General features: G+C 34.3%; 18 protein-coding genes and 1 other annotated feature. Of the genes, 7 read left to right on the forward strand and 11 right to left on the reverse strand.

What is annotated here, in order from left to right; translation table 11 throughout:
- Positions 1–102: 102 nt before the first annotated feature.
- Positions 103–1,296 carry a NupC/NupG family nucleoside CNT transporter gene (locus AC1Q51_RS18925; RefSeq protein WP_000545482.1) on the forward strand — a complete coding sequence of 398 codons (1,194 nt, stop codon included), beginning with the start codon at positions 103–105 and terminating at the stop codon, positions 1,294–1,296.
- A gap of 49 nt (positions 1,297–1,345) precedes the next feature.
- Here AC1Q51_RS18925 and proA read toward each other — a convergent pair whose 3' ends face one another.
- Positions 1,346–2,593, reverse strand: coding sequence for a gamma-glutamyl phosphate reductase (gene proA, locus AC1Q51_RS18930; protein ID WP_088022207.1), 1,248 nt, complete (start codon positions 2,591–2,593; stop codon positions 1,346–1,348).
- A 16-nt stretch (positions 2,594–2,609) separates the two neighbouring features.
- The gene (proB, locus tag AC1Q51_RS18935; protein ID WP_098329298.1) at positions 2,610–3,713 is read right to left on the reverse strand and encodes a glutamate 5-kinase; all 1,104 of its coding nucleotides are present in this window, start codon (positions 3,711–3,713) and stop codon (positions 2,610–2,612) included.
- A 139-nt stretch (positions 3,714–3,852) separates the two neighbouring features.
- Positions 3,853–4,063: a binding site (T-box leader), on the reverse strand.
- A gap of 340 nt (positions 4,064–4,403) precedes the next feature.
- Between proB and proC the strand changes: the two genes are divergently transcribed.
- Positions 4,404–5,222: a pyrroline-5-carboxylate reductase gene (gene proC / locus AC1Q51_RS18940; protein ID WP_000360722.1), complete on the forward strand. Its 819-nt coding sequence runs from the start codon at positions 4,404–4,406 to the stop codon at positions 5,220–5,222.
- Positions 5,223–5,401: 179 nt separating this feature from the next.
- Here proC and AC1Q51_RS18945 read toward each other — a convergent pair whose 3' ends face one another.
- Positions 5,402–7,066 (reverse strand): M20/M25/M40 family metallo-hydrolase, encoded by a 1,665-nt coding sequence (locus tag AC1Q51_RS18945; RefSeq protein WP_003274521.1) that lies wholly within the window; start codon positions 7,064–7,066, stop codon positions 5,402–5,404.
- A gap of 53 nt (positions 7,067–7,119) precedes the next feature.
- A complete protein-coding gene (locus tag AC1Q51_RS18950) occupies positions 7,120–7,869 on the reverse strand; it encodes an IclR family transcriptional regulator (RefSeq protein WP_000250751.1) in 750 nt (249 codons plus the stop codon).
- 268 nt (positions 7,870–8,137) lie between these two features.
- On the opposite strand from AC1Q51_RS18950, the gene AC1Q51_RS18955 reads away from it, so the two are divergent.
- The 3 genes from AC1Q51_RS18955 to AC1Q51_RS18965 all read left to right on the forward strand — a co-directional run bounded on the left by AC1Q51_RS18955 (position 8,138) and on the right by AC1Q51_RS18965 (position 11,157).
- Complete coding sequence (locus AC1Q51_RS18955; protein WP_254488264.1) at positions 8,138–9,562, forward strand: amino acid permease; 1,425 nt, start codon at positions 8,138–8,140, stop codon at positions 9,560–9,562.
- Between the two features lie 338 nt (positions 9,563–9,900).
- Positions 9,901–10,248: a VOC family protein gene (locus AC1Q51_RS18960; protein WP_098836304.1), complete on the forward strand. Its 348-nt coding sequence runs from the start codon at positions 9,901–9,903 to the stop codon at positions 10,246–10,248.
- Between the two features lie 450 nt (positions 10,249–10,698).
- Positions 10,699–11,157, forward strand: a complete 459-nt coding sequence (locus AC1Q51_RS18965) for a VOC family protein (RefSeq protein ID WP_492331696.1) — start codon at positions 10,699–10,701, stop codon at positions 11,155–11,157.
- A 247-nt stretch (positions 11,158–11,404) separates the two neighbouring features.
- Here AC1Q51_RS18965 and desA read toward each other — a convergent pair whose 3' ends face one another.
- The 4 genes from desA to AC1Q51_RS18985 all read right to left on the reverse strand — a co-directional run bounded on the left by desA (position 11,405) and on the right by AC1Q51_RS18985 (position 18,535).
- Positions 11,405–12,436 (reverse strand): Delta(5) desaturase DesA, encoded by a 1,032-nt coding sequence (desA, locus tag AC1Q51_RS18970; protein WP_090977721.1) that lies wholly within the window; start codon positions 12,434–12,436, stop codon positions 11,405–11,407.
- Positions 12,437–12,743: 307 nt separating this feature from the next.
- A complete protein-coding gene (locus tag AC1Q51_RS18975) occupies positions 12,744–15,131 on the reverse strand; it encodes an immune inhibitor A domain-containing protein (protein ID WP_000727446.1) in 2,388 nt (795 codons plus the stop codon).
- 289 nt (positions 15,132–15,420) lie between these two features.
- Positions 15,421–16,251, reverse strand: coding sequence for a VanW family protein (locus AC1Q51_RS18980; RefSeq protein ID WP_016081140.1), 831 nt, complete (start codon positions 16,249–16,251; stop codon positions 15,421–15,423).
- A gap of 610 nt (positions 16,252–16,861) precedes the next feature.
- A complete protein-coding gene (locus tag AC1Q51_RS18985) occupies positions 16,862–18,535 on the reverse strand; it encodes an alkaline phosphatase (RefSeq protein WP_097923925.1) in 1,674 nt (557 codons plus the stop codon).
- A 297-nt stretch (positions 18,536–18,832) separates the two neighbouring features.
- Here AC1Q51_RS18985 and AC1Q51_RS18990 point away from each other — a divergent pair, with 297 nt between their 5' ends.
- Both AC1Q51_RS18990 and AC1Q51_RS18995 read left to right on the forward strand, forming a co-directional pair.
- A complete protein-coding gene (locus tag AC1Q51_RS18990; protein WP_000809125.1) occupies positions 18,833–19,315 on the forward strand; it encodes a DUF2975 domain-containing protein in 483 nt (160 codons plus the stop codon).
- Between the two features lie 10 nt (positions 19,316–19,325).
- A complete protein-coding gene (locus tag AC1Q51_RS18995; RefSeq protein WP_000974623.1) occupies positions 19,326–19,541 on the forward strand; it encodes a helix-turn-helix domain-containing protein in 216 nt (71 codons plus the stop codon).
- Between the two features lie 146 nt (positions 19,542–19,687).
- Here AC1Q51_RS18995 and AC1Q51_RS19000 read toward each other — a convergent pair whose 3' ends face one another.
- From AC1Q51_RS19000 to AC1Q51_RS19010, 3 genes are all read right to left on the reverse strand, one after another.
- Positions 19,688–20,536, reverse strand: coding sequence for a P-loop NTPase family protein (locus tag AC1Q51_RS19000; RefSeq protein ID WP_001093199.1), 849 nt, complete (start codon positions 20,534–20,536; stop codon positions 19,688–19,690).
- 364 nt (positions 20,537–20,900) lie between these two features.
- A complete protein-coding gene (locus AC1Q51_RS19005; RefSeq protein WP_000845548.1) occupies positions 20,901–21,212 on the reverse strand; it encodes a hypothetical protein in 312 nt (103 codons plus the stop codon).
- Between the two features lie 256 nt (positions 21,213–21,468).
- Positions 21,469–22,047 carry an HAD-IA family hydrolase gene (locus AC1Q51_RS19010; RefSeq protein ID WP_016512647.1) on the reverse strand — a complete coding sequence of 193 codons (579 nt, stop codon included), beginning with the start codon at positions 22,045–22,047 and terminating at the stop codon, positions 21,469–21,471.
- Positions 22,048–22,053 lie beyond the last annotated feature (6 nt).

Genomic DNA, 22,053 nt, shown 5'->3' on the forward strand with positions numbered 1-22,053 from the left:
TTTTAGAATTTACAAAAATATAAATTAAACCACATTCATTCTAAATTAAGAAGAATAAGAGCTTTTTTATATACAAATAATAAAGCTCAAGGAGTGGTTGACATGCATTTCATATTAAATATGTTAGGGATTTTCGTTGTCATATTAATCGTTTTCTTATGTTCGCCTAATAAAAAACATATAAAATGGAGACCAATTGTAATCCTCATCATATTGGAGCTTTTTATTACGTGGTTTATGTTGGGCACAAAGCTAGGCAGTATTATCATTAATAAAATTGCGTCATTTTTCAGTTGGCTACTGGCATGTGCGAATGAAGGAATTCGATTTGCATTTCCTTCCGCTATGGACAGTCCACACATTGATTTCTTCTTTAGCGCGTTACTTCCTATCATTTTTGTTATCACGTTCTTTGATATTCTTTCTTATTTTGGAATCTTAACTTGGATTATTGATAAAGTAGGTGCAGTTATTTCAAAGATTTCTCGTTTACCAAAGTTAGAAAGTTTCTTTTCGATTCAAATGATGTTTTTAGGAAACACCGAAGCACTTGCGGTTGTTCGTGATCAATTATCTGTTTTAAAAGAAAATCGATTATTAACTTTTGGAATTATGAGTATGAGTAGCGTTAGCGGATCCATTCTTGGTGCTTATTTATCAATGGTTCCAGCAACATATATTTTCAGTGCAATCCCATTAAACTGTATTAACGCATTAATTTTAGCCAATGTATTAAATCCTGTGGAAGTTTCGAAAGAAGAAGACGTTGTTTACACACCTTCCAAACATGAAAAAAAGGATTTCTTTTCTACTATTTCAAACAGTATGTTAGTCGGGATGAATATGGTTATCGTTATTTTAGCCATGGTAATTGGATATGTAGCTTTAACAGCATGTTTAAATGGGATTTTAGGCTTTTTTGTAACGGGGTTAACAATTCAAAAAATCTTCTCCATTATCTTTAGTCCTTTTGCATTTTTACTCGGTTTATCAGGCAGTGATGCTATGTACGTAGCTGAATTAATGGGGATCAAAATAACGACGAATGAATTTGTTGCAATGATGGATTTAAAATCAAACTTAAAGTCGCTACAACCGCATACGGTTGCGGTTGCAACGACTTTTCTAGCTTCTTTTGCTAACTTTAGTACAGTAGGTATGATTTACGGAACTTACAATTCATTATTTGGCGGAGAAAAATCATCAGTCATCGGTAAAAATGTTTGGAAGCTTCTTGTTAGCGGGATGGCTGTTTCTTTATTAAGTGCTATGCTCGTTGGGCTATTTGTATGGTAAATAATTTTTATAATAAAAGACACTCAGGCCAATTGAGTGTCTTTTATTATTATTTTCGAATTTGTCCATTTCCACGAATCACATATTTTGTAGAAGTTAATGCTGGAAGCCCCATTGGTCCTCTTACGTGTAACTTTTGTGTACTGATACCAATTTCCGCTCCGAATCCAAATTCGGATCCATCTGTAAAACGAGTCGATGCATTATGATAAAGTGCCGCGGCATCTACAGAAGTAAAAAACTTGCTGACGTTTTCCTCGTTTTCAGTAATAATTGCTTCAGAATGCATAGATCCATACGTATTTATATGATGAATCGCTTCTTCAACAGTGGAAACCACTTTCACTGCTAGTGTAAGAGATAAAAATTCTGTCCCCCAGTCTTCTTCTGAAGCAAGTACAATTGAAGAATCCATTGCAAATGCTTTTTGATCACCACGTAGCTCCACGCCTCTACCCTTCAAAGAAGAAAACAACTCGCTACCATATTTCTCTGCCCACTTCTCATGAAGAACAATCGTTTCAATCGCATTACATACAGATGGACGCTGCGTTTTTGCATTCACAATAATATCCAATGCCATTTGTTTATCCGCTGTTTCATCAATGAAAATATGACAATTTCCCGCACCTGTTTCAAGTACTGGAACAGACGCTTCTCTCACAACAGTATCGATTAATTGTTTGCCACCTCTTGGAATAAGAACGTCTAGATAATCCTTCATTGTAAACAACTGCTTTGCGCTATCTCGCGTTGTATCTTCTATAAGCTGGACGCTTTCTTGAGGTAAGCTTGTTTGTTTGAGCGCCCTGTGAATAACGGCAACGATCGCTTTATTAGAATGAATAGCAGAAGAACTACCACGTAATATGACTGCGTTTCCTGTTTTCAAACAAATTGTAGCAGCATCCACTGTTACATTCGGTCTTGCCTCATAAATCATCCCAACAACACCAAGTGGTACGCGCATTTCCTGAATAGATAGTCCATTTGGCCTTTCCCATGCACTTACACATTCTCCTACAGGATCACGTAATTCAATTAGCTGCTTAATCCCTTCTGTCATATCAACAATACGCTGTTCATTCAGCATAAGGCGATCAAGGAGAGAATCAGAAAACCCTTTTGCCTTACCTTCTTCTATATCCCGTTTGTTTTCCTCTAAAATATAAGCTGTTTCACTTATTAATTGATTTGCAATTGCAGCAAGTGCTTCGTTTTTTTGATTTGTAGATTTTAGTACAAGTTCCCTAACAACCTCTTTTGCTTTTATCCCCTTTGCCAACACTTCATTCATTTTTATTTCCTCCTTTTTAAAGTGAAACCCAATGATCCCTATGGATGACTTCATAACTATGTCTCTCGCCTCTTACTTGAATATCTTGGCTTTGCATACCTTTTACATCTCTTAGTTCCTCTGCACTATATGTGCATTGTCCTTTTCCTATTACGCACCCTTGTTGCGTTACAACCTCTACAACTTCACCCACTTGGAAAAATCCTGATACATTCGTAACACCAGCTGGAAGTAAACTCTTACCATGCTGAATGATGGCAGTAGCTGCCCCAGCATCTACTTCAATTTGTCCGCTAACAAGCGAATGCAAGGCTATCCATTGCTTGTTCATCTTCATTTCTTTTTGAGGAGCATTACCGACATACGTTCCATCACCCTTACCCTTCAAAACATCTACAAACTTTTCCTGTCCACGTCCTGTTCCGATAAATACACTCACACCAAGAGAGAGTGCTGTCTTTGCAGCATCGATTTTTGATTTCATACCGCCAGTCCCAAGTTTTGAGCCAGCATCTCCTGCAAGAGAAGAAATTTCTTCCGTAACTTCAGGAAGAAAATAATATTTTTTTGCATCCGCATTTTTCTGAGGATTTTTGTCATATAACCCGTTCACATCTGTAAAGATCATAAGCATATCCGCCGAAACAAGCCCGCTTACTAAAGCTGACAGCATATCATTATCACCGAACGTCAGCTCCTCTAAAGAGATGGAATCATTTTCATTAATAATTGGAAGAGCGGAACGGTTTAATAATTCTCCTAACGTAGCGTAAGCATTACTATACTGTTCTTTTCTAGAAAAATCACTTCTCGTCAACAAAAGTTGCGCAGTAACGATGCCATATTTACGGAATTCCTCCGTGTACGCCTGCATTAACAAACTTTGTCCGACAGCTGCTGCAGCCTGTTTCCCTTTAATCGTTACAGGTCTGCTAGGATATCCTAGCGCTGAAAAACCTGCAGCGACGGCTCCAGATGTAATTAACACAACCTCGTGCCCATCAGCTTTCAACCGAGCCAATGCGGCAACGTGATCTGAAAGCTGTTCTGTAGAGATGCCTCCGTGACTATCTGCCAAGGAACTACTCCCAATCTTTACAACAACTCGTTGTTTTTTCACTTTTTTATCCCCCAAGTCTAAAATCAAAGTTTTTTATAAATTACACTTCATTCACTTTGTAACTATATCTATTCTCATCAATGCTGCACTGAAGTATTTAAGAGCAAAATAAAAATGACCGCTTCGCCCTTAATAAAATAAAAAGGACGAAACGGTCATTGTTCCGCGGTACCACCTTAATTGATATACATAGATATCCACTTGGTGCCTATAACGCAGGCGAACGCCTAAACTTTCATTTAAGACTCAGGGATAGGTTCGATATATTCTATACGAGGAATCTTTCAGCCGGTGAATTCCACTCTCTTTCGCAAGAAGACATATGTACTAATTCCCTTCAACGATTTTCAATCTAATTTTTTTATATTATGCGATATAGTTCGATTCGGTGTCAAGAGGTATTTTTAAAAATAAATAGAGCCACAAGTTATTTGTATGAAATTATCGCCCTACTGAATGAAAATACAAAATGATATAAGTTTAACTCATATTCATAAACATAAAATCTTAAATTATAGTGTATATATTTACATAATGTCGAATATAATTAATTTTTATCTTTTAGTGTTGCAAAAAGGAATATATTCTCTTAGAATGTTTCTTTATATTGCACAGGGATGTTATTCTTATTCTAAGAAAATAATATCAAACCGATATAATTGATTATAAAAGGAGCAAGATTGAGTTATTATGGATAAACAAATTGGATTCATCGGTTGCGGAAATATGGGAATGGCTATGATTGGCGGAATGATAAACAAAAATATAGTGTCTTCAAATCATATTATTTGTTCAGATTTAAACACTGCTAATTTAAAAAATGCTAGTGAAAAATATGGGCTAACTACAACTACCGACAACAATAAAGTAGCTAAAAATGCTGATATTTTAATTTTATCAATCAAACCAGACCTATACGCATCAATAATTAATGAAATAAAAGAAGTAATCAAAAACGATGCTATCATCATTACGATCGCTGCTGGGAAAAGTATTGAAAGTACTGAAAATGCCTTTAATAAAAAATTAAAGGTTGTAAGAGTAATGCCTAATACTCCTGCTCTTGTTGGAGAAGGAATGTCTGCATTATGCCCTAATGAAATGGTGACAGAAAAAGATTTAGAAGATGTACTAAACATTTTCAATAGTTTTGGTCAAACAGAGATCGTAAGTGAAAAATTAATGGATGTTGTAACATCTGTAAGTGGTTCTTCACCAGCTTATGTATATATGATTATAGAAGCGATGGCAGATGCTGCTGTACTAGATGGTATGCCAAGAAATCAAGCATATAAATTCGCTGCTCAAGCTGTGTTAGGCTCTGCAAAAATGGTACTAGAAACAGGAATACATCCAGGTGAATTGAAAGATATGGTTTGTTCTCCTGGTGGAACGACAATAGAAGCTGTAGCAACATTAGAGGAAAAAGGATTACGAACAGCGATTATTTCAGCTATGCAACGTTGTACGCAAAAGTCTGTTGAACTATCTGGTCAAACTAAAAAATAAAACTATAAAAGAGATTACGTTAGCTATGAATTCACATAATTTTAATTAAAAATTCACTACATGATAAACGGCCAAACTCATATAAAATTGAGCTTGGCCGTTCCGCTTTTTAATTATATTAAAATAATTTAATTCAAATCTTCTTTAAAGGTTCTATTTTATCCCTTACCTATTCCCTACTATGATTGTGTAATTTTATTAGAAACTAATAATTTTTCAATGCATTTCGGTAACATATCTATTAGTGTTTCAAATGCGTAGTTTACATCTAGACGTTCTGTCCATTGATGTGCATCTTTTCCTACCGGCCCCATATTTAATACTGGAACATCAAACTCTTCTAATTCCTGAAGTGGAATTGAATAACCTTTATCCCATAATGGCATATTGTCTACAAGAGAACTCATTGAATCCAGTGGATACTGCAAGCCTACATAGCTTAAATCTGAAATCCCCCCAAAATAATTTTGGTTTTCAAATGTAATCTTATGATTGTAGTGTGCATACTTTTCCATTTCTACAACTACCTCTTTTATTAAAGGATTGTTGCGCGAACTCACAGCTGGATAGTACGGCGGAGCGAAGAAAAGTACAATCATCGGTGCCTTTTCTTTACATAAAATCGCTAATTTATCTACTAAATCAATCGTTACCGCACGATCATCTTTATCTTCTCTATTTTTTATAATATTAGATTGAATATGATTTATTTTTTCTTGTCCATGTTGCTCAATTGCATATGTGATAAGCTCTTCATAAGTTAATACATTTACTTTGAGATTAGGTGGTATAAATGGATTATATTTAGAAAAACGATATGCATGTTTTTCATACGACTCTTCTATTTTCTCTGCTACTTTCGTTACTTTTTGACGTAACAATGAAACTACATCTGTCATTGATTTTTCTAATAAAAACAAATTAAATAATGTAACTGCACGATGCGGAATTTGTACAGAATAATCCTCTTTTAAGTCCCTTTGAAGTAAGTTAGTTGGCGGAGGACTCGCTTCCCCTTCTACAATGTCACAAAGGTCTGTGTTTAACTCTAATTCTGCTGTTATTAATGAGGCCATATAACTCCCATTTAAGCCTGCAAAAGGTTCACCTACATGTGTCTCTTTTCCATAGCAAAGAAAACCAGGTAACACTTTACCAATAGAGCCAGTGTAAATATACTTATTTTGGTCACCAGGATGTCTTGAAAACATAGGCTCTGAGTTTAAGACCGTTTTATAATCTAAGTTATGCTCTCTTGCTAAATCTAACAATCTCGGAACAGCCGCCCTCATCCCTATAGAATTCACTTCTTCATCTGGTACAGCCAATAAAAGAACATTCCCATCGAATCTTCCTTCACATGCTTGTTCAATCATTGCCATTTGTAATGCGAGGCCGCATTTCATATCCATTGTTCCTCTACCAAACAGCCATTCTCCATGTTCTATATCTTCACGTACATGGTCTGGAAGTTCATCTTTATGAGAATAAAACATAGATGTTAACTTTTTAGGATTAAATGCATCTTCTTTCCACACTCCGTAATCTTGTACATCTACAACATCAAAGTGACTTACTAGAATTACAGTATTTTTTGTACTATCGCTTTTCTTTACTAGTGCTGTAACAAAATATCGTCCGTCCCCTGTCGGATTTTTTTGTAAATGATGCGGGTTTTCTTTGAAGTACTGTAAATCAGATAACTGTTCCACAACAAAGTCTGGCAATATTACTTCAGCTTCTGAACCGGTAATACTAGGAATTTCAACAAGACCGCTTAATAATTGAATCAATTGTTCTTTTGATTGCCACTTTGACATATAAATCCCCCTATTTTTCCGCATTATGAAAACTAATTCCAGTATATGAATAAAAAAAATGACGACAGCTATCAAAATTATAGTTCTGATGTACTGCCGATTTTTATTGATATTTCATGAGCCGCTTGTTTTACCTTGCTAATAAGAAAAGATAGTCGATCATCATTAATACGATGACTAATTAACCCAACACTTAATGCTCCTACTACTTTATGATTAAATCCGATAATAGGTGCAGCTACTGAAGCTGTCCCTTCTGTTTTTTCACCATAACTGACAGCATATCCTTCATTTTTTATTTGCTTTATTTGATTAAGAAGAATTTGCTTTTGTTCTGGTAATGAAGAAAGTAAATTTTCTACAATATGTTCCATTTCATTCGTTTTCATATTGGCAAGCATCGTTTTATTTGCGGCACCAATTGAAAGTGGAATTTGTTCCCCTAGATTATCGATAACTCGAATTTTTAAAGGACTATCAATTCTTTCAATGATAATAGAATGTGTTCCGTTTGGAATATTTAAATAGACACTTTCCTCCACTTCAGCAGCTAAACGTTTCATCACTTCTCTTGCAACAGATCTGTAGTCTACCTTCTCCAATTGACGTAACCCTATTTCCATCCACATTGGTCCAATTTTGTACTGTTTTGTCTCTGAAATTTGTGTAACTAACCCATGCTCCATTAAAGAGTTAAGTAATCTATGTACTGTACTAACCGGGAGATGTGTTCCATCAGCTATATCAGAAATAGCCCAATACTCTTTTTCATTTGTAGAATTCAATAATTTAATAATACTTATCGCTCGATCAATGGACTGTACCATAACTCGCCTCAACTTTACTCGTAATATGTTAGTATGCTTAATTAACTATCAATTTAGCAAACATTCAAAATGAAATCAATCTATTTATTTAATTTTCTAACAATAAAAAACGTATCACTAACAAAGAATTGAAAACGCAAACAAAAAATTATTGACTTTTCTTTTTAATTATCTGAAAATTATAACAAGATTTCACATCACGGAATACATTCCATAATACGGAAAAACATCAAACTTTATTCTATCAACTATGAAAGTGAGGAAAACAATGGCGCAAGTAAGCAATACAAACAATGAATTAAAACGGACGATGAAAAGTAGACACTTATTCATGATTGCACTCGGTGGTGTGATTGGAACGGGGTTATTTAACGGATCTGGCTTTATTATAAGTCAAGCTGGACCTGGCGGATCCGTACTTGCCTTTATGGCCGGTGGATTATTAATGTATTTCGTTATGCTATGTCTTGGTGAACTTGCTGTAGCCATGCCTGTTTCAGGTTCTTTCCAAGAATATGCCACTAAGTTCATCAATCCTGCAACTGGCTTTACAATCGGATGGTTGTATTGGTTAAGCTGGGCGAATACGACCGGTCTTGAATTTACAACTGCCGGCATTACAATGCAGCGCTGGTTTCCTGATATTCCTGTTTGGATTTGGTGTTTAATATTTGGCGTTACAATCTTCACTATTAACGCATTATCTGCTCGTAGTTATGCAGAAACAGAATTTTGGTTTTCAAGTATAAAAGTATCTGCCATTATCGCTTTCATTATTCTTGGCGGCGCCGCTATGTTCGGTTTTATTGATTTAAAAGGTGACGAACCCGCTCCGCTATTATCAAATTTCGTAAATCATGGTGGTTTATTCCCAAATGGACTTGCCGCTATTCTTTTAACAATGGTTACAGTCAACTATTCCTTCCAAGGTACAGAACTTGTTGGAATCGCAGCAGGTGAAAGTGAAGATCCAGCAAAAACTTTACCTCGTTCTATTAGAAATATTATATGGCGCACGATGTTTTTCTTCGTCTTAGCAATCTTTGTTCTTGTTGCTTTAATTCCTTGGGAAGAAGCTGGATTAACAAAGAGCCCATTCGTTGCTGTTTTTGATAATATCGGTATTCCATATGCAGCTGATATTATGAACTTTGTTATTCTTACTGCTGTTCTTTCTGTTGCAAACTCAGGACTATACGCTGCTACTCGAATGCTTTGGTCTTTATCAAAAAACGAAATGGCTCCAGCCTTTTTAAAGAAATTATCATCACGTGGGATTCCTCTCAACGCTTTAATCATGACGATAGCTATTTCTGCTTTTTCTCTTTTGACAAGCGTAGTAGCTGCTGAAACTGTTTACTTGTGGCTCATTTCAATTTCCGGAGTCATTACCATTATTGTTTGGATGTCAATTTGTGTTTCTCAATTCTTTTTCCGCAAACATTATTTAGCAGACGGCGGAAAATTAGAAGACTTAAAATTTAAAACGCCACTTTATCCACTCGTACCAATTCTTGGTTTTGGATTGTATGGCATTATATTAATCAGTCTTATTTTTATCCCAGAACAACGACTTGGAATCTATTGCACTGTCCCATTTATCATCTTTTGCTACACTTACTATCACTTTAAAGTTAAGAAAAGAAATTCTACTAACACTCATAGTGAAACTAAAATTAGCGAGACTTCGTAATATTTGACGATACATAAAAGACCACACATGGCGTTTCACTTCATGTGTGGTCTTTTATCGTTCCTTCTCTCATTTCCCCCTACTATTGAAAGAATTATTTATAACACTTTAAGTTCTGGATTGCTCAGGTGAACTTTGGGTTGAAAAATGAGCATTTCTATACCTTTCCCGAAATTTCAAGTTCTGCTAATGATGTTGTAGAAAGTGTTAATGTAGTAAATACTATAATACTAACAATTACTATTTTTACTATTCATAAGTTGATGATTCTGCTTACTATTACTGTTTTGTTTTGATATATTTAATATATATTTAAAGACAGACAGGAGTTAGATACGATGATAAAAGGTTTTGGAGGAATATTTTGGAGAACTAAGAATCTTGAAGTTATAAAAAAATGGTACAGTGAAGTGTTGAAACTTGATATAGAAGATTGGAATGGAACTGTGATTAAACCCCAGTTAGGAAATGAGACCATCTTTTCTTTCTTTACAGAGAATGACAATTTTTTTCCAAAAGAACAACAAGTGATGTTAAATTTCGAAGTACATAATCTAAACGAGACTATAAAGCATCTTGAGAATATTGGTGTACCTCTTGAGAAGAAAGAAGAAATCAGTGAATTTGGACAGTTTATTTGGATTAAGGATCCTGAAGGTCGATTGATCGAACTTTGGGAGAAATAGTGGATTCTACTTATTTACTATTAAGTTAACAGCTGCGTTAATACATCAAGGTAAATAAAAAAGTCGATTCCTTTAACTCCACAGGAAATCGATTTTTTTTTTGGAGTTAAACTTCTTAGCTTTGTAAATCCTCATTTTTCAAATTCTACCCTATGGCCACCAACTTAAAAACATAAAAAAACGCTATTCTTACGAAAAGAATAGCGTTTTTCATTATTTAAATATGATTTCATCTGAATTTAATAGATATATCCCCTCTCCTACAAAAGTAGTAGAGTGTTCATTTAAACACTTACTACCTCAGTGGGATTTATCACATTCCAATTTCAATATAATAGTAAATAGGTATATCGGATATAGATGTACATTACTAGGCTTATACATATTTCAACTTTAGAATTACATTCACTATTTAATTGGTAGTTACCAATAAAGAAAGGAATGATCATAATAATACAGAACATATACGAAACTCATTTACATGTAAGAAATTTAGAAAACGCAATAAATTTCTATCAAAACAAGCTAGGATTAACGTTAGCAAGAAAATTCTCCAAAAGAAGAGTGGCTTTCTTTTGGGTCGGAGAAAATAAACAACAAATGCTTGGACTATGGGAAGTACATAACATTGAAGACTTTGAGCCGAGACATTTTGCTTTTGGTGTAAATTTAGAGTTTTTAATGACTTCTAAAGCGTGGTTAGAGGAACGTGGAATAGCAGTGATAGGAAGTCAAGGAAAAGGAAATCAAAAGCCAATTGTCCAAAGTTGGATGCCTGCTGCAAGTGTATACTTTCTAGATTGTGATGGAAATAAATTAGAATTCATTTCTATGTTACATAAGAATCCAGATGAATTAGAATATGCGTCCTATTTAAGTGTATGGAATGAGGAACACCAAGAAAAATGAATGGAATTTCCGTTCAAGTTTTTTCTTATTTTTGGATATAATGTTGTACGATTCCCCATTTACTATAAATTTGTTAACATAATGCATTTACTGTCATCTTATATTTGTACTTACGTACGAGCTATTCCTAATCTGCTTCAATTACAATTTGAATTATGTAAATTTTCTTCTTATCTGGCATCTACTCTTTAAACACAAACTCCCCTTAAATCGAAAATGATTAAGGGGAGTATTATATACGATGCAATTATAGTTCAGATTTCACTCGAACAGAAACATTATTTTTAATTATATTTTTGACATCTTTAAAGCTAACAAAATTGTTACTTTTCTCATCCCAAAGGCGGAAACGTAGTGATTGTAAGCTTGTAGCAAGCGTAATCGTTGGTACATTTTTTAACGGAAGCGTATTATTGTGTGCCTCTTCTAGTTTATAGTTAGGTACTCTTGGGCTTAAATGGTGAACATGATGGAATCCAATATTACCCGTTAGAAATTGCAAAATTTTAGGAAGCTTATAAAAAGAACTTCCTTCCACTGCCGCTTTCACATATTCCCAATCTTTATCCTCTTCAAAATAAGAATCCTCAAATGTGTGCTGTACGTAAAACAACCAAATCCCTACTGAACCTGCTATTAAAAATATAGAACCATGTACTAAAAGAAACGATTGCCATCCAATTTCCCAGCAAAGCATTCCTATAATAGCAACGATTAAAATATTCGTTAAATAAGTGTTCATACGTTCTTTTTTTCTAGCACCTTTTCGGTTAAATCTATTTTTAAGCAGGAAAACATAAATCGGGCCTAACCCAAACATAACGAATGGATTGCGATATAAACGATATGCTAAACGGAGTCTAAATGGTGCAGCTACATATTCATCAACTGTAAGCGTCCAAATATCCCCTGTACCCCTCTTATCCAAATTACCACTTGTAGCGTGGTGAATAGAATGTTCATGCCCCCACTGATCAAATGGGAATAATGTTAAAACACCCATACACGTTCCAACTATTCTATTTGCACGTCGACTTTTAAAGAACGAATAATGGGTGCAATCATGAAAAATAATGAAAATCCTTGTCATAAATCCAGCGGCTAACAGTGCTGGAACTAATGTTAACCAATAAGAAACTGACAAACTTTTATAAGCAAGGTACCATAAAATAATAAATGGCACGATTGTGTTGATCAGTTGCCAAACACTTTTTTTAATCGTTGATTTTTCAAAAGGAGCAACTTGTTTTTTTAAATTTTTAGTATTTTCTAAGGTCATTGTTCTAATTCCTTTCCTTTTTGTTGCTAATTCATATTATAGCACACTATTAGTATCAGGTGTTAAAAGTAGCTATAATAAATATTTTATACTATGAAAATCTCTTTTTTCTTACTCATTACTTACAAATTTCTTACGTCCAAAATAGCTTCTATAATTGGACAGACGGAGCATTTTATGTATCAAAGAAACTTCGAATTTTTCCAATAAGTACATAAAAAAACAGAGAGTTTTTTCACAAGAAGAAAAGAGCTGTCATAAGTCAGTTTCACCGACTTGTGGCAGCTCCTCTTCGTTTTACCTTATTTTATCGATGAAGCCAAACCGCACCTGCAGACTTGTCTTCAGCTTGGCCTACTACTTCAAACTTCAGTCCTAGTTTCGGCAACTTACGTCCTGCATCAGGAATGATGCTGTTGATATATTGCTTAGAATCATCAAATTTTGCCACTCCTGGTAATCCTTTATAATCAAAGATACCGCGAGTTGGTGAATTTACTTTCCATGCTGGTGTTTGATCAAATGAGAATGCCGCATCGGCAATTTGATAACGCGTACTGCTCTTCACAGTAGGTTGTCCGTTTAATGTCCCTACAATTGCCTCTGGATGGGAATCTACTACTCCTAAGAACCCTTCACCTGGATGAACGCCTACCCAGTTATCTGTAAAGCTTTGATCCGCATACCATACAACCATTCCTGTATTAAATACTGGGCCACGTGCATGTTGTAACGCAGTGTCAGAACCAGCGTAATTTCTCCACTCTACATAGTAATTATGTTTTTTCTGTTCAAATCCGTTAGACACAGTAAAGCCTTTTAACGTCATTGCTGGCTGACCTTCTGCATCATCAGAGAAAACAACTTTTCCATCTACAGTTAATGCTGCATTATCTAACGCAAATCCTTTATAAGCTACTGCAATATCTGTTAAGTACTCAAATTGCAGTTTTACTTTTTTTCCTTTGAATTGGCTTAAATCGTATGATTTATCAACCCACTTACCATCAGTTGTATCCGCGCCGCCTTTTACATCTTTTTCGCCCATTCTATCAATGCGTGTCTTCGTTCCATCTTCTGCAATCGCATATACGTCAAGGAAATCATACTTCGCTTCAAGTTCGTAAAATGCCTTATAATCGAACTTAGCATCCTTTGCATTTGTTAAGTCAAATACTGGTGTCTCAAGTGTTGTATGAATGTCATTTCCTTTTGTACTATAATAGAACTTCTTACCAAACGCCGATTCGATATTTTTTATATCTTTGTCCGGCAAGTTAACACGAACGATTCCAGGTCGTTTAGATTTTGTAGTACTTTGATCTACATATGTCGCAACACCGATGCCTTTGCTAAGTTTGTCATAATCTACTTCAAGGATATTCGCCCAATTCCCCTTCATATTCTTTTGGAAAAACTCTTTATTTTGTGGTGAGAAACTCGTTGGCTCTGTTCCTGCAATTTTTCCAGCCCAGCTACCACCACTCATAATAGACCATGACTCAACAGGTTCACCTTGTCCTGAGTACTTTGTATCATATTCATCTGGTAAGCCTAAATCATGGCCATACTCATGTGCAAACACACCAACCGCTCCGTCTTCAGGCTCGATTGTATAATCGTATGCAGCCATCTTTCCGCCCCAGTTCGAAACAGAAGATTTCGTGCCATCAATTGCATATGGTTTTGAACCTAGTTTTGAACGATGTGACCAAATCGCATCATCTTTCAATTTACCGCCGCCAGCTTCTTGACCAACGCCAGCATGTACAACCATTAAATGATCAATAATTCCATCTGGCTCATTTTTATTTCCATCACCATCTTGATCATATTGATCAAATTGGTCATAGTCTGCTAAATTGATTCCTTTTGCTACCGCTGCTTTTAATGCTTCTTTCACAAAATCTTTTGGTCCTAAAGGCCCCTTGTTATCATGCCCAGTACCCGCATCAGCACCATAATCTGATGCTTTTCCTGGAACAGTAAGCCATTCTGTTACAGTCCCATCAACTGTATAGCTACCACCAGATTGTTCTTCATAATATTGCTTAAATGTGTTAATCTTCGATCCATCAAATAAAGTGAATGGTTCATCACCAAATAACATTTTTTGATAATGTTCACGATTAAAGTCCTTAGAATACATGTATCCTGGCTCTTGATCAATATTGTTATGCTTAAAATCGCTAAATTCTACAAGTAAAACAAGTACTTTATCTTTTCGAACAGCTCCATTGTATTCTTCTTGCTTCGCTGATGTAGTAGGTACTTTTCCATTTAATTTCCCTGGATTTAATGCTGCACCTTGTCCAGCTACTGGGCCTACTTCAGGCTGCTGTGCCTGTTCATTTTCCTTCATTTTTGCATCTTTTACTTTTTTCATAAAATCAGAAGCTTCTTGTGTAAGACTATCTCCTGTTAAGATTTCTTTCCCAGGGTTTTCCCCTTTCTTTTTCTCAACATATTTTTCGACAGCTTTTGACGTCTCAGCTTGTGATGCAGATTGATCAATTACCCCCCGCTGTTTTAGCGCTTCTGCCAAACGCTCCTCCGGTATTAAGTGCTCATCTATTGGTAGAGATGATGTTGGTGTCTCAGCATACGCTGCGTGACCTCCAAAAGCAAACGTACTACTTAGTACCGCTGCTGTTGTTAATACCGCTAATGGTTTTAATTTCTTTTTCTTTTTCAATGTATTTCCTCCCCAGTGTCTGCAAATTATCGTTTTTTGCCGATAACAACATAATATTCGTTATAATACGAATATTCAATCTTTTTCAACAAATAAAATGTTGAGAAATATTTTTTTATGCAGAGTGAAATACAAAAGATAGAAAAACAAACAGGCTCTCCTATAAATAACAGTGAACTTTTATATGTTCTTAGTTACAATCAAAATCCAGTAAATCTGAGATTTATATTTTTTTAATAAAAATAAGAATTAAATATTTTCTATACTATTTAATCTATGGATTACCACATTACTCACTATTCTCATTATTACAAGCTAATAGTGGTTCGTACATCATTATAGCGTGATTCTCCGTTACATATTGATCTTCTATTAACTGTTTCTGTTGATTATATACTTTACGTTGAATCACATTATGTCGTATATAACCGCCCCAGTATGCAGGTTGAATTGAGTGTTCTTTCTCATACACTTCATATTGATAAAGTTGCGGATAGACTGTTCTCCATTCACCAACTAAATATTCATCTGTCATATAAAGGTGAAGTTGATACGGTTGGTCCGTTTCATTTTTAATTTGTAAATCCAAATAGTTATAGGAACAAGTCGCTCCACTCCCAAACGGTTGAGTTCGCCTAGAATCAGGAAAGACATCAAAGCTATGACGATATCGTTCTGTTACTGTCAGTGGTGTATGTAAAGTCATCCAATATATTAAATTCGAAAGCTGACAAAGACCTCCTCCAATACCTGTTTGAAAAGATCCGTAGTGTAATACCATACCTTCTACATACCCTTTTTTCCTCGTAGGCTTACCTATTAAACGCCAGTAAGAAAATGTTTCTCCTGGTCTAATGACGATACCATTTAGTTTTTTAACAGCAATTTTCAAATTAACAACCTTATTCTGTTGATACCACATATCTACATCTTTGAGCTTACGAAGTAATATCGTTCGGTGCTGAATTGCTGTACAAGGTAGCTTTTCTTGTTGGAGCCTTTTTGCATATGTTTTTCCGTCTACTAACCACTGAATGTATCTCTTTGTAGAGTAATACCACGTCCCTAGCATAATGCGATACTTAGACCGCTGTTTAGGACGTAAGTGCACTATATTCATTTTATTCCCTCTCTCTTTCTTCAACTAAATTCTAATATACCTCTAATTCAATGAACTACGGTTTTCTTAGCTGCATAATAATTTTCGTAAATAAAGTGAAACTTTAATTAGCCCTCACCAATCGGGCTTTTACAGGCAGCCCGATCCCCACCTAACTTCTTTGCTTTCGCTGAATTTTGAGGTGGGGGTCTTACTGCCCAGCAAATAGCGGGATAAAAAAGACGCAAAAAAATAATAAATTTACTCTAGTGGAGATTTTATTTTGATGCTTGCTTTATAATTATATGAAACTGCGCTACAATACGATAAATTGAAATAAACATATTATAAATATAACGAATAATATTAAATAAGAAATAATGAAAATTAAAGAAATTCTAAATTATTAATATATTTTTCATAAATATTAATTGATAATACATTAGACTTTACTATATGTATAAATTCTCTATTCTACAAAACGAAATTTTTTAATGTAAGAAAAAAATATAATTCCCCTTTAACATTTATACAAGTCTCATCTGGAAAACTTTCCAAAACAATCCGAACCCTTATATTTAGAATGAACGCAAAAAATTGCCACCAGTTAGCTTAACTGGTTAGCAATTTTTTAACGAGAATGCTTTACAAATAGTTGAATTGCTTCTTCTGGTACATAGCACTTTCCATTACTCTCTACAATAATACTTCCTAATTCATACCCTTTACCATTGATACGAATTATATTTTTGTTACCAAATAGTTGTGCTTCTACTTTATTATGTTTTACCACGAGTAACGAGTTTGCTCCTTCGGTTTTGTCAGCTGTTACAGTTGCACCGACTTTCTTAAAGGCTTGTTCACTCTCTAAAAATATTTTATTCGTTACTTCTTCTAAGTTAAAGCCCATCGCTTTCGCCATCGTCTTCGCAATGTCTGTATTTTGGATTAAGCCTTCTGGTTTTTGAGGTCCATAAGAATGTAAAAATACATCCTCACCTGTATGTCCTCCTGTCGTAAAGCCGATATTTGCACGATTAGCCAATAATATAGTAAGAATTCGTCCTACATCCATTTTCTTTTTTGCCGCTTTTAATTTTTCTTTTTCATCATGAGTTAGATTATCCAAACCGTATAGTTTAGCTACATCTTCTACATTTGATAAATCAGATTTCAGTTTATTTATAGTTCCTTCAAGTGTCATTTTCGCCTTTTTCAATGAATCAATGTATGCAGAAACCGGTGTAGTATTGTATCCTTTTGTCGTATTTCTATTCCCTATAGAGATACCGCTGTTACCATGATCAGTTAAAGCTATGAGCATCGTATCCCCATCTTTCTTCGCAAATTGTAATGCCTTTGCTACCGCTTCATCAAATGCCAATACATCACTAATCATCCCAATTGGATCATTAGCATGCGCTGCCCAATCAGGCTTACTACCTTCTACGAATAAAAAGAAACCATCTTTGTCTTTTGATAATGTTTGAATTGCTTTTTCTGTCATTTGAGAAAGTGTTGGTTGTTCTGGATTTGTTGCTATACGATCTATATCAAACGCAAGAGCATGATTTGAGAAAGAGCCCCAAATTTTATTAGATTTGGAGTTCAATAACGCATCTTTCGTTTCAACAAAATCGTATCCTTTGTCTTGAATCACCTTTACTAAATTTTCACCATCTTTTCGGATTCCATTACTTTTCATAGGTAGCAGCGCCGCTTTTCCCCCGCCTAATACGACATCTATATTTTGATATACTTGCTGCTTCGCAATTACGTCAAATTGCTTGCGATTGACATGGTGAGCCGAGAATCCCGCCGGAGTAGCATGCTGAATTTCAGATGTAGCAACAATTCCAGTTGCACGGCCAGTACGTTTTGCACCTTCCAATACGTTTGCGACCGGTCGTAACTTGTCCTCTTCTTTTATTGGCTTTAAGTTAGGTGAATTTACAATAGAAGGTAGTACGCCTACATATCCTGAATTCGATTTATTTCCAGTTGCTAATGCTGTTGCTGCTGGCGCTGAGTCTGTAATAGCTGATTCCGCCGAAAACGTACGAACACCTCCTGTTACAATTTGATCTAACGTAAGCGGTGCCCCTTTATACCAGCGAGCCAATGTTGTCGCCGTTGAACTCGTTCCGTCCATAACCATCATAATTATATTTTTAGGCTGGTGTTCTACTTTTTTCACCTTAGCTTTGACCGCATGATAATTCATCATACTTTCCGTACTTAATACGCTTACTATTATAGCTCCCACTAATAGTAATTTTTTCATCTTCACACCATAATTAACCATGATTGTTCCTCCATAAACTTTGCATTCATTTCAATACACCTTATTTCCTTTTTCATTCCACAACCTACATATGTTTTATTAGTTCCCAATTCTTATAAAGCTAACAATAGTTACTTTCTCTTTCTTTCCTTAATTAAATACCGGTATGTGTCATCTATCTTATAAAAAAGATTTAGCATCCTTTTCATTAATTACTTGCGTAACAATAAATCCTCGATTAAAAGGAATAAAAATTTATTGTTAAACAATAAATTTCATGTTAAATTAATAAGATAATAAATAAATGAGGTGCTTTTTATGAAACAAGGATCCACACTCTTTTTAAAGACCGTTGTGATTCTGATCGGAATCCCCGTTCTTGCTATGTGCATTTTTTTAGTCCCTAAAATAGGAAATTTCGCCGCAGAATTATATCCAGATATTTCATATATTAAATATCTTGTATTTATCAATTTATACGCAACAGCAATACCTTATTACTTCGCACTGTACCAAACATTTAAGCTTTTAAACTATATTGATAAAAACAACGCATTCTCAGAGTTATCTGTTCAAGCTTTAAAAAATATTAAGTACAGCGCATTGGCAATTAGTGTATTATATGTATTAGGTATGCCACTTTTCTATCTCGTGGCAGAGAGAGATGATGCCCCTGGCATTATTATTATCGGAATGATTATGATTTTTGCTTCAATGGTAATCGCGGTCTTTGCTGCCGTTCTCCAAAGACTATTAAAAGATGCTATAGATATAAAATCAGAAAATGATTTAACGGTCTGAGGTGAATAATATGGCAATTATTATTAATATTGATGTAATGTTAGCAAAAAGAAAAATGAGTGTAACGGAACTTTCGGAGAAGGTTGGAATTACAATGGCTAACCTTTCTATCTTGAAAAATGGAAAAGCAAAAGCAGTCCGTTTTTCAACTTTAGAAGCAATATGTAAAGCATTAGAATGCCAACCGGGGGATATTTTAGAATATCAACCTAAAGATACCGAATAAAAAGAGTCCTTCATACGAGTAATGGGTTCAGTTTAGGAAGAGAAAAATGCTAATAAACATTAGAAATAACAAACTAAAACGCTCAGAAAATATTCTGAGCGTTTTTTATTTCCTTCTTCAACTAAAGCACCAGTTAGTGTAAAAAGCTATTTCACCATTTGTATGGCTAACTTATCTTTTAACATTGACCTATATGAGTCAATTTCATATTTTGTATTATTGATTGTTTCTTTTTTCATTTTTAACATATCGAATATTTCTAATTCTAAATTCCTTCTAGCTTCAAGAACTTTTATCGCTCCTTCTACACCTGAATGGTGATGTTCTTTCCCATAGCCTTGGTTAGTGTAATAGTCGATAATTCCTGTGGACCATTCTGGAGTTCTTTCTTTTAACGCCTTCCTAAATGAAAATTCAAGATTATCTTGTTCTACATACAATAACATTGGGTTTAAATTCTCTATGATTTTTGCAACTTTCATTACATAATTTATTATTTTTTCTTTTTGTTCACCATATTTAATCATCCCAATAGTTAATGGATTTTGTATGAAACAACATTCAAAGATATAAACCTTATTGTCTTCTAGAGCGATTTCAGTAAAGTCATTCCATTTGTCAGCAATTAATTCAACATTTTTATCGAATGGTAATTCGTATATATCATTTTTTAAAATAATGTTAAATAATTCGTCCGAAAACTGGTCACCAAACTCATTTTTCATCTTTCTGTATGGTAATAAATAATTGCTTCCTTTTTTTAGAACTTTCTTAAGGAGCACTTCTTTAAAATCTCCACTGTTAGATAATAATCTATTGAACTCAAATTTATTAAAACAAGATACACCATCATAGTCGGCTGGGTGGTTCAAATTTCCCTCTAAAAATAGTTCAACTTCAATTTTATTTTGGCTTAGAATTTCATTTATTAGCTTTGCAGTGGTTGATTTTCCAAATCCAGGTAATCCTTCTACTATTATTAGTTTTGTATTCATAGTTATAAACCCCTATCTTCAAAGTATTTAACCAAGATTAAAAAAATCACTTAATCCACTACAATCACCCCTTCAAAATATGATATTTACCATTACCTTTGAAAAAACCTTCTTAAAGTAATCTGAACGCTAGTTTAAGAACATTTTTTCACAATCTCTATAATTATTTTAACATAAATTTTCCATTTATCTTATTATTTAGAACGCTATTTAACTATATAAAAGCGCTTAAACACTGAAATAACAATAAAAAAAGGGATGCTAAATCATAAGTGATTTACATCCCTAATTTGTATGTTATTTTATATTTTCACTCCCGTAACTATACCCGTTATCATACGAAAAGGACTCTTTTTATTTCACATTACGGCGCAAAACTAATTTGACCAGTAAACAATAGGATAATCGCTATGATCCAAAATATAAAAAATGATGAGGACAGTATTAATGAAAGGATAGCAATCCCCTTCTTCTCTGTTTTTTTCGTCATTGTGATTATTGAAAGCATGATACCTACACCTGTCAGGGCAATTGTAATATAATCTCCAACTATATTACCTGCATTCGCTATCCTTGTTGGCGTTATAAAAACGAATAGAAAACACAAAATGCCGATGAGTAAAGATATATAGCTTATTATACTGTACTTCTTTTTAGGAACTATTTCTGTTTTCATACTAATCCCACCCCTTCTATATAGCTATGAGTTTATATTAGCATGAATAACCATAATTTGGTTATGATAAAAAGCAGATAAAACGGACACTATCACTTTATCTGTCAGTTTATTTCTATCTAACAACTAACCTGACTATTTCTTTACTAAAGATATACAATCATTCTTTAATCCACGGCAATTGGTATATAATAGCTCTAAAAAATAAAGACTGTACCTTTAAAATGAAAGATACAGTCTTTATTAATAACTTTTTTTATAAAGAAAACTCTCTATCACTCACTACCTTAAAAAACTCCGAGTAATGTGATAAAGAATAATCCGCTACATCACAATTACCTTGAAACATACATGTTGAAATACCTAATTCTTTTGCAGGTAATAAATCTAATTCTCTATCTCCAATAGCTAAATCAATATTGTATTTTTTATGCAGATGATTATAAGCTAAAGAGTTTGGCTTTCGAGGAAAGCCATCGTCAATTGTAACCATATCTACGAAGTATTTTTCCCAGCCGTAATATTTTAAAATGCCCATAACCCCTTCCCTATGTTTATGGGTCATAATCACATTTTTATTTGCAAATTTCAAAACCTCTTCGACACCTGCAAAAGGTTTCATATCTTTTGACGTGAATTTTCCCTTCAAAACTTTAATCTTTTCTTCCTGCTCGCATGAAATATTATAATACTGAATTGCATGAGAGTATGATATTTTTAAGTTTTTGTATATTTCTTGTTTTTCTACTGAATCACCTAATATTTCAGAAAGCATCATTGTATATGCAGGATACGTATCAAATAACGTCCCATCAAAATCCCATAAAATATTCATTCTATT

It is taken from the genome of Bacillus sp. MT94, from assembly GCF_058792475.1.

Bases quoted from the DNA above. Each gene is read 5' to 3' on its own strand.
- AC1Q51_RS18925 (WP_000545482.1), top strand. From the start codon at position 103: ATGCATTTCATATTAAATATGTTAGGGATTTTCGTTGTCATATTAATC.
- proA (WP_088022207.1), bottom strand. From the start codon at position 2,593: ATGAATGAAGTGTTGGCAAAGGGGATAAAAGCAAAAGAGGTTGTTAGG.
- proC (WP_000360722.1), top strand. From the start codon at position 4,404: ATGGATAAACAAATTGGATTCATCGGTTGCGGAAATATGGGAATGGCT.
- AC1Q51_RS18945 (WP_003274521.1), bottom strand. From the start codon at position 7,066: ATGCGGAAAAATAGGGGGATTTATATGTCAAAGTGGCAATCAAAAGAA.
- AC1Q51_RS18950 (WP_000250751.1), bottom strand. From the start codon at position 7,869: ATGGTACAGTCCATTGATCGAGCGATAAGTATTATTAAATTATTGAAT.
- AC1Q51_RS18955 (WP_254488264.1), top strand. From the start codon at position 8,138: ATGGCGCAAGTAAGCAATACAAACAATGAATTAAAACGGACGATGAAA.
- AC1Q51_RS18960 (WP_098836304.1), top strand. From the start codon at position 9,901: ATGATAAAAGGTTTTGGAGGAATATTTTGGAGAACTAAGAATCTTGAA.
- desA (WP_090977721.1), bottom strand. From the start codon at position 12,436: ATGACCTTAGAAAATACTAAAAATTTAAAAAAACAAGTTGCTCCTTTT.
- AC1Q51_RS18980 (WP_016081140.1), bottom strand. From the start codon at position 16,251: ATGAATATAGTGCACTTACGTCCTAAACAGCGGTCTAAGTATCGCATT.
- AC1Q51_RS18985 (WP_097923925.1), bottom strand. From the start codon at position 18,535: ATGGTTAATTATGGTGTGAAGATGAAAAAATTACTATTAGTGGGAGCT.
- AC1Q51_RS18990 (WP_000809125.1), top strand. From the start codon at position 18,833: ATGAAACAAGGATCCACACTCTTTTTAAAGACCGTTGTGATTCTGATC.
- AC1Q51_RS18995 (WP_000974623.1), top strand. From the start codon at position 19,326: ATGGCAATTATTATTAATATTGATGTAATGTTAGCAAAAAGAAAAATG.
- AC1Q51_RS19000 (WP_001093199.1), bottom strand. From the start codon at position 20,536: ATGAATACAAAACTAATAATAGTAGAAGGATTACCTGGATTTGGAAAA.
- AC1Q51_RS19005 (WP_000845548.1), bottom strand. From the start codon at position 21,212: ATGAAAACAGAAATAGTTCCTAAAAAGAAGTACAGTATAATAAGCTAT.
- AC1Q51_RS19010 (WP_016512647.1), bottom strand. From the start codon at position 22,047: ATGAATATTTTATGGGATTTTGATGGGACGTTATTTGATACGTATCCT.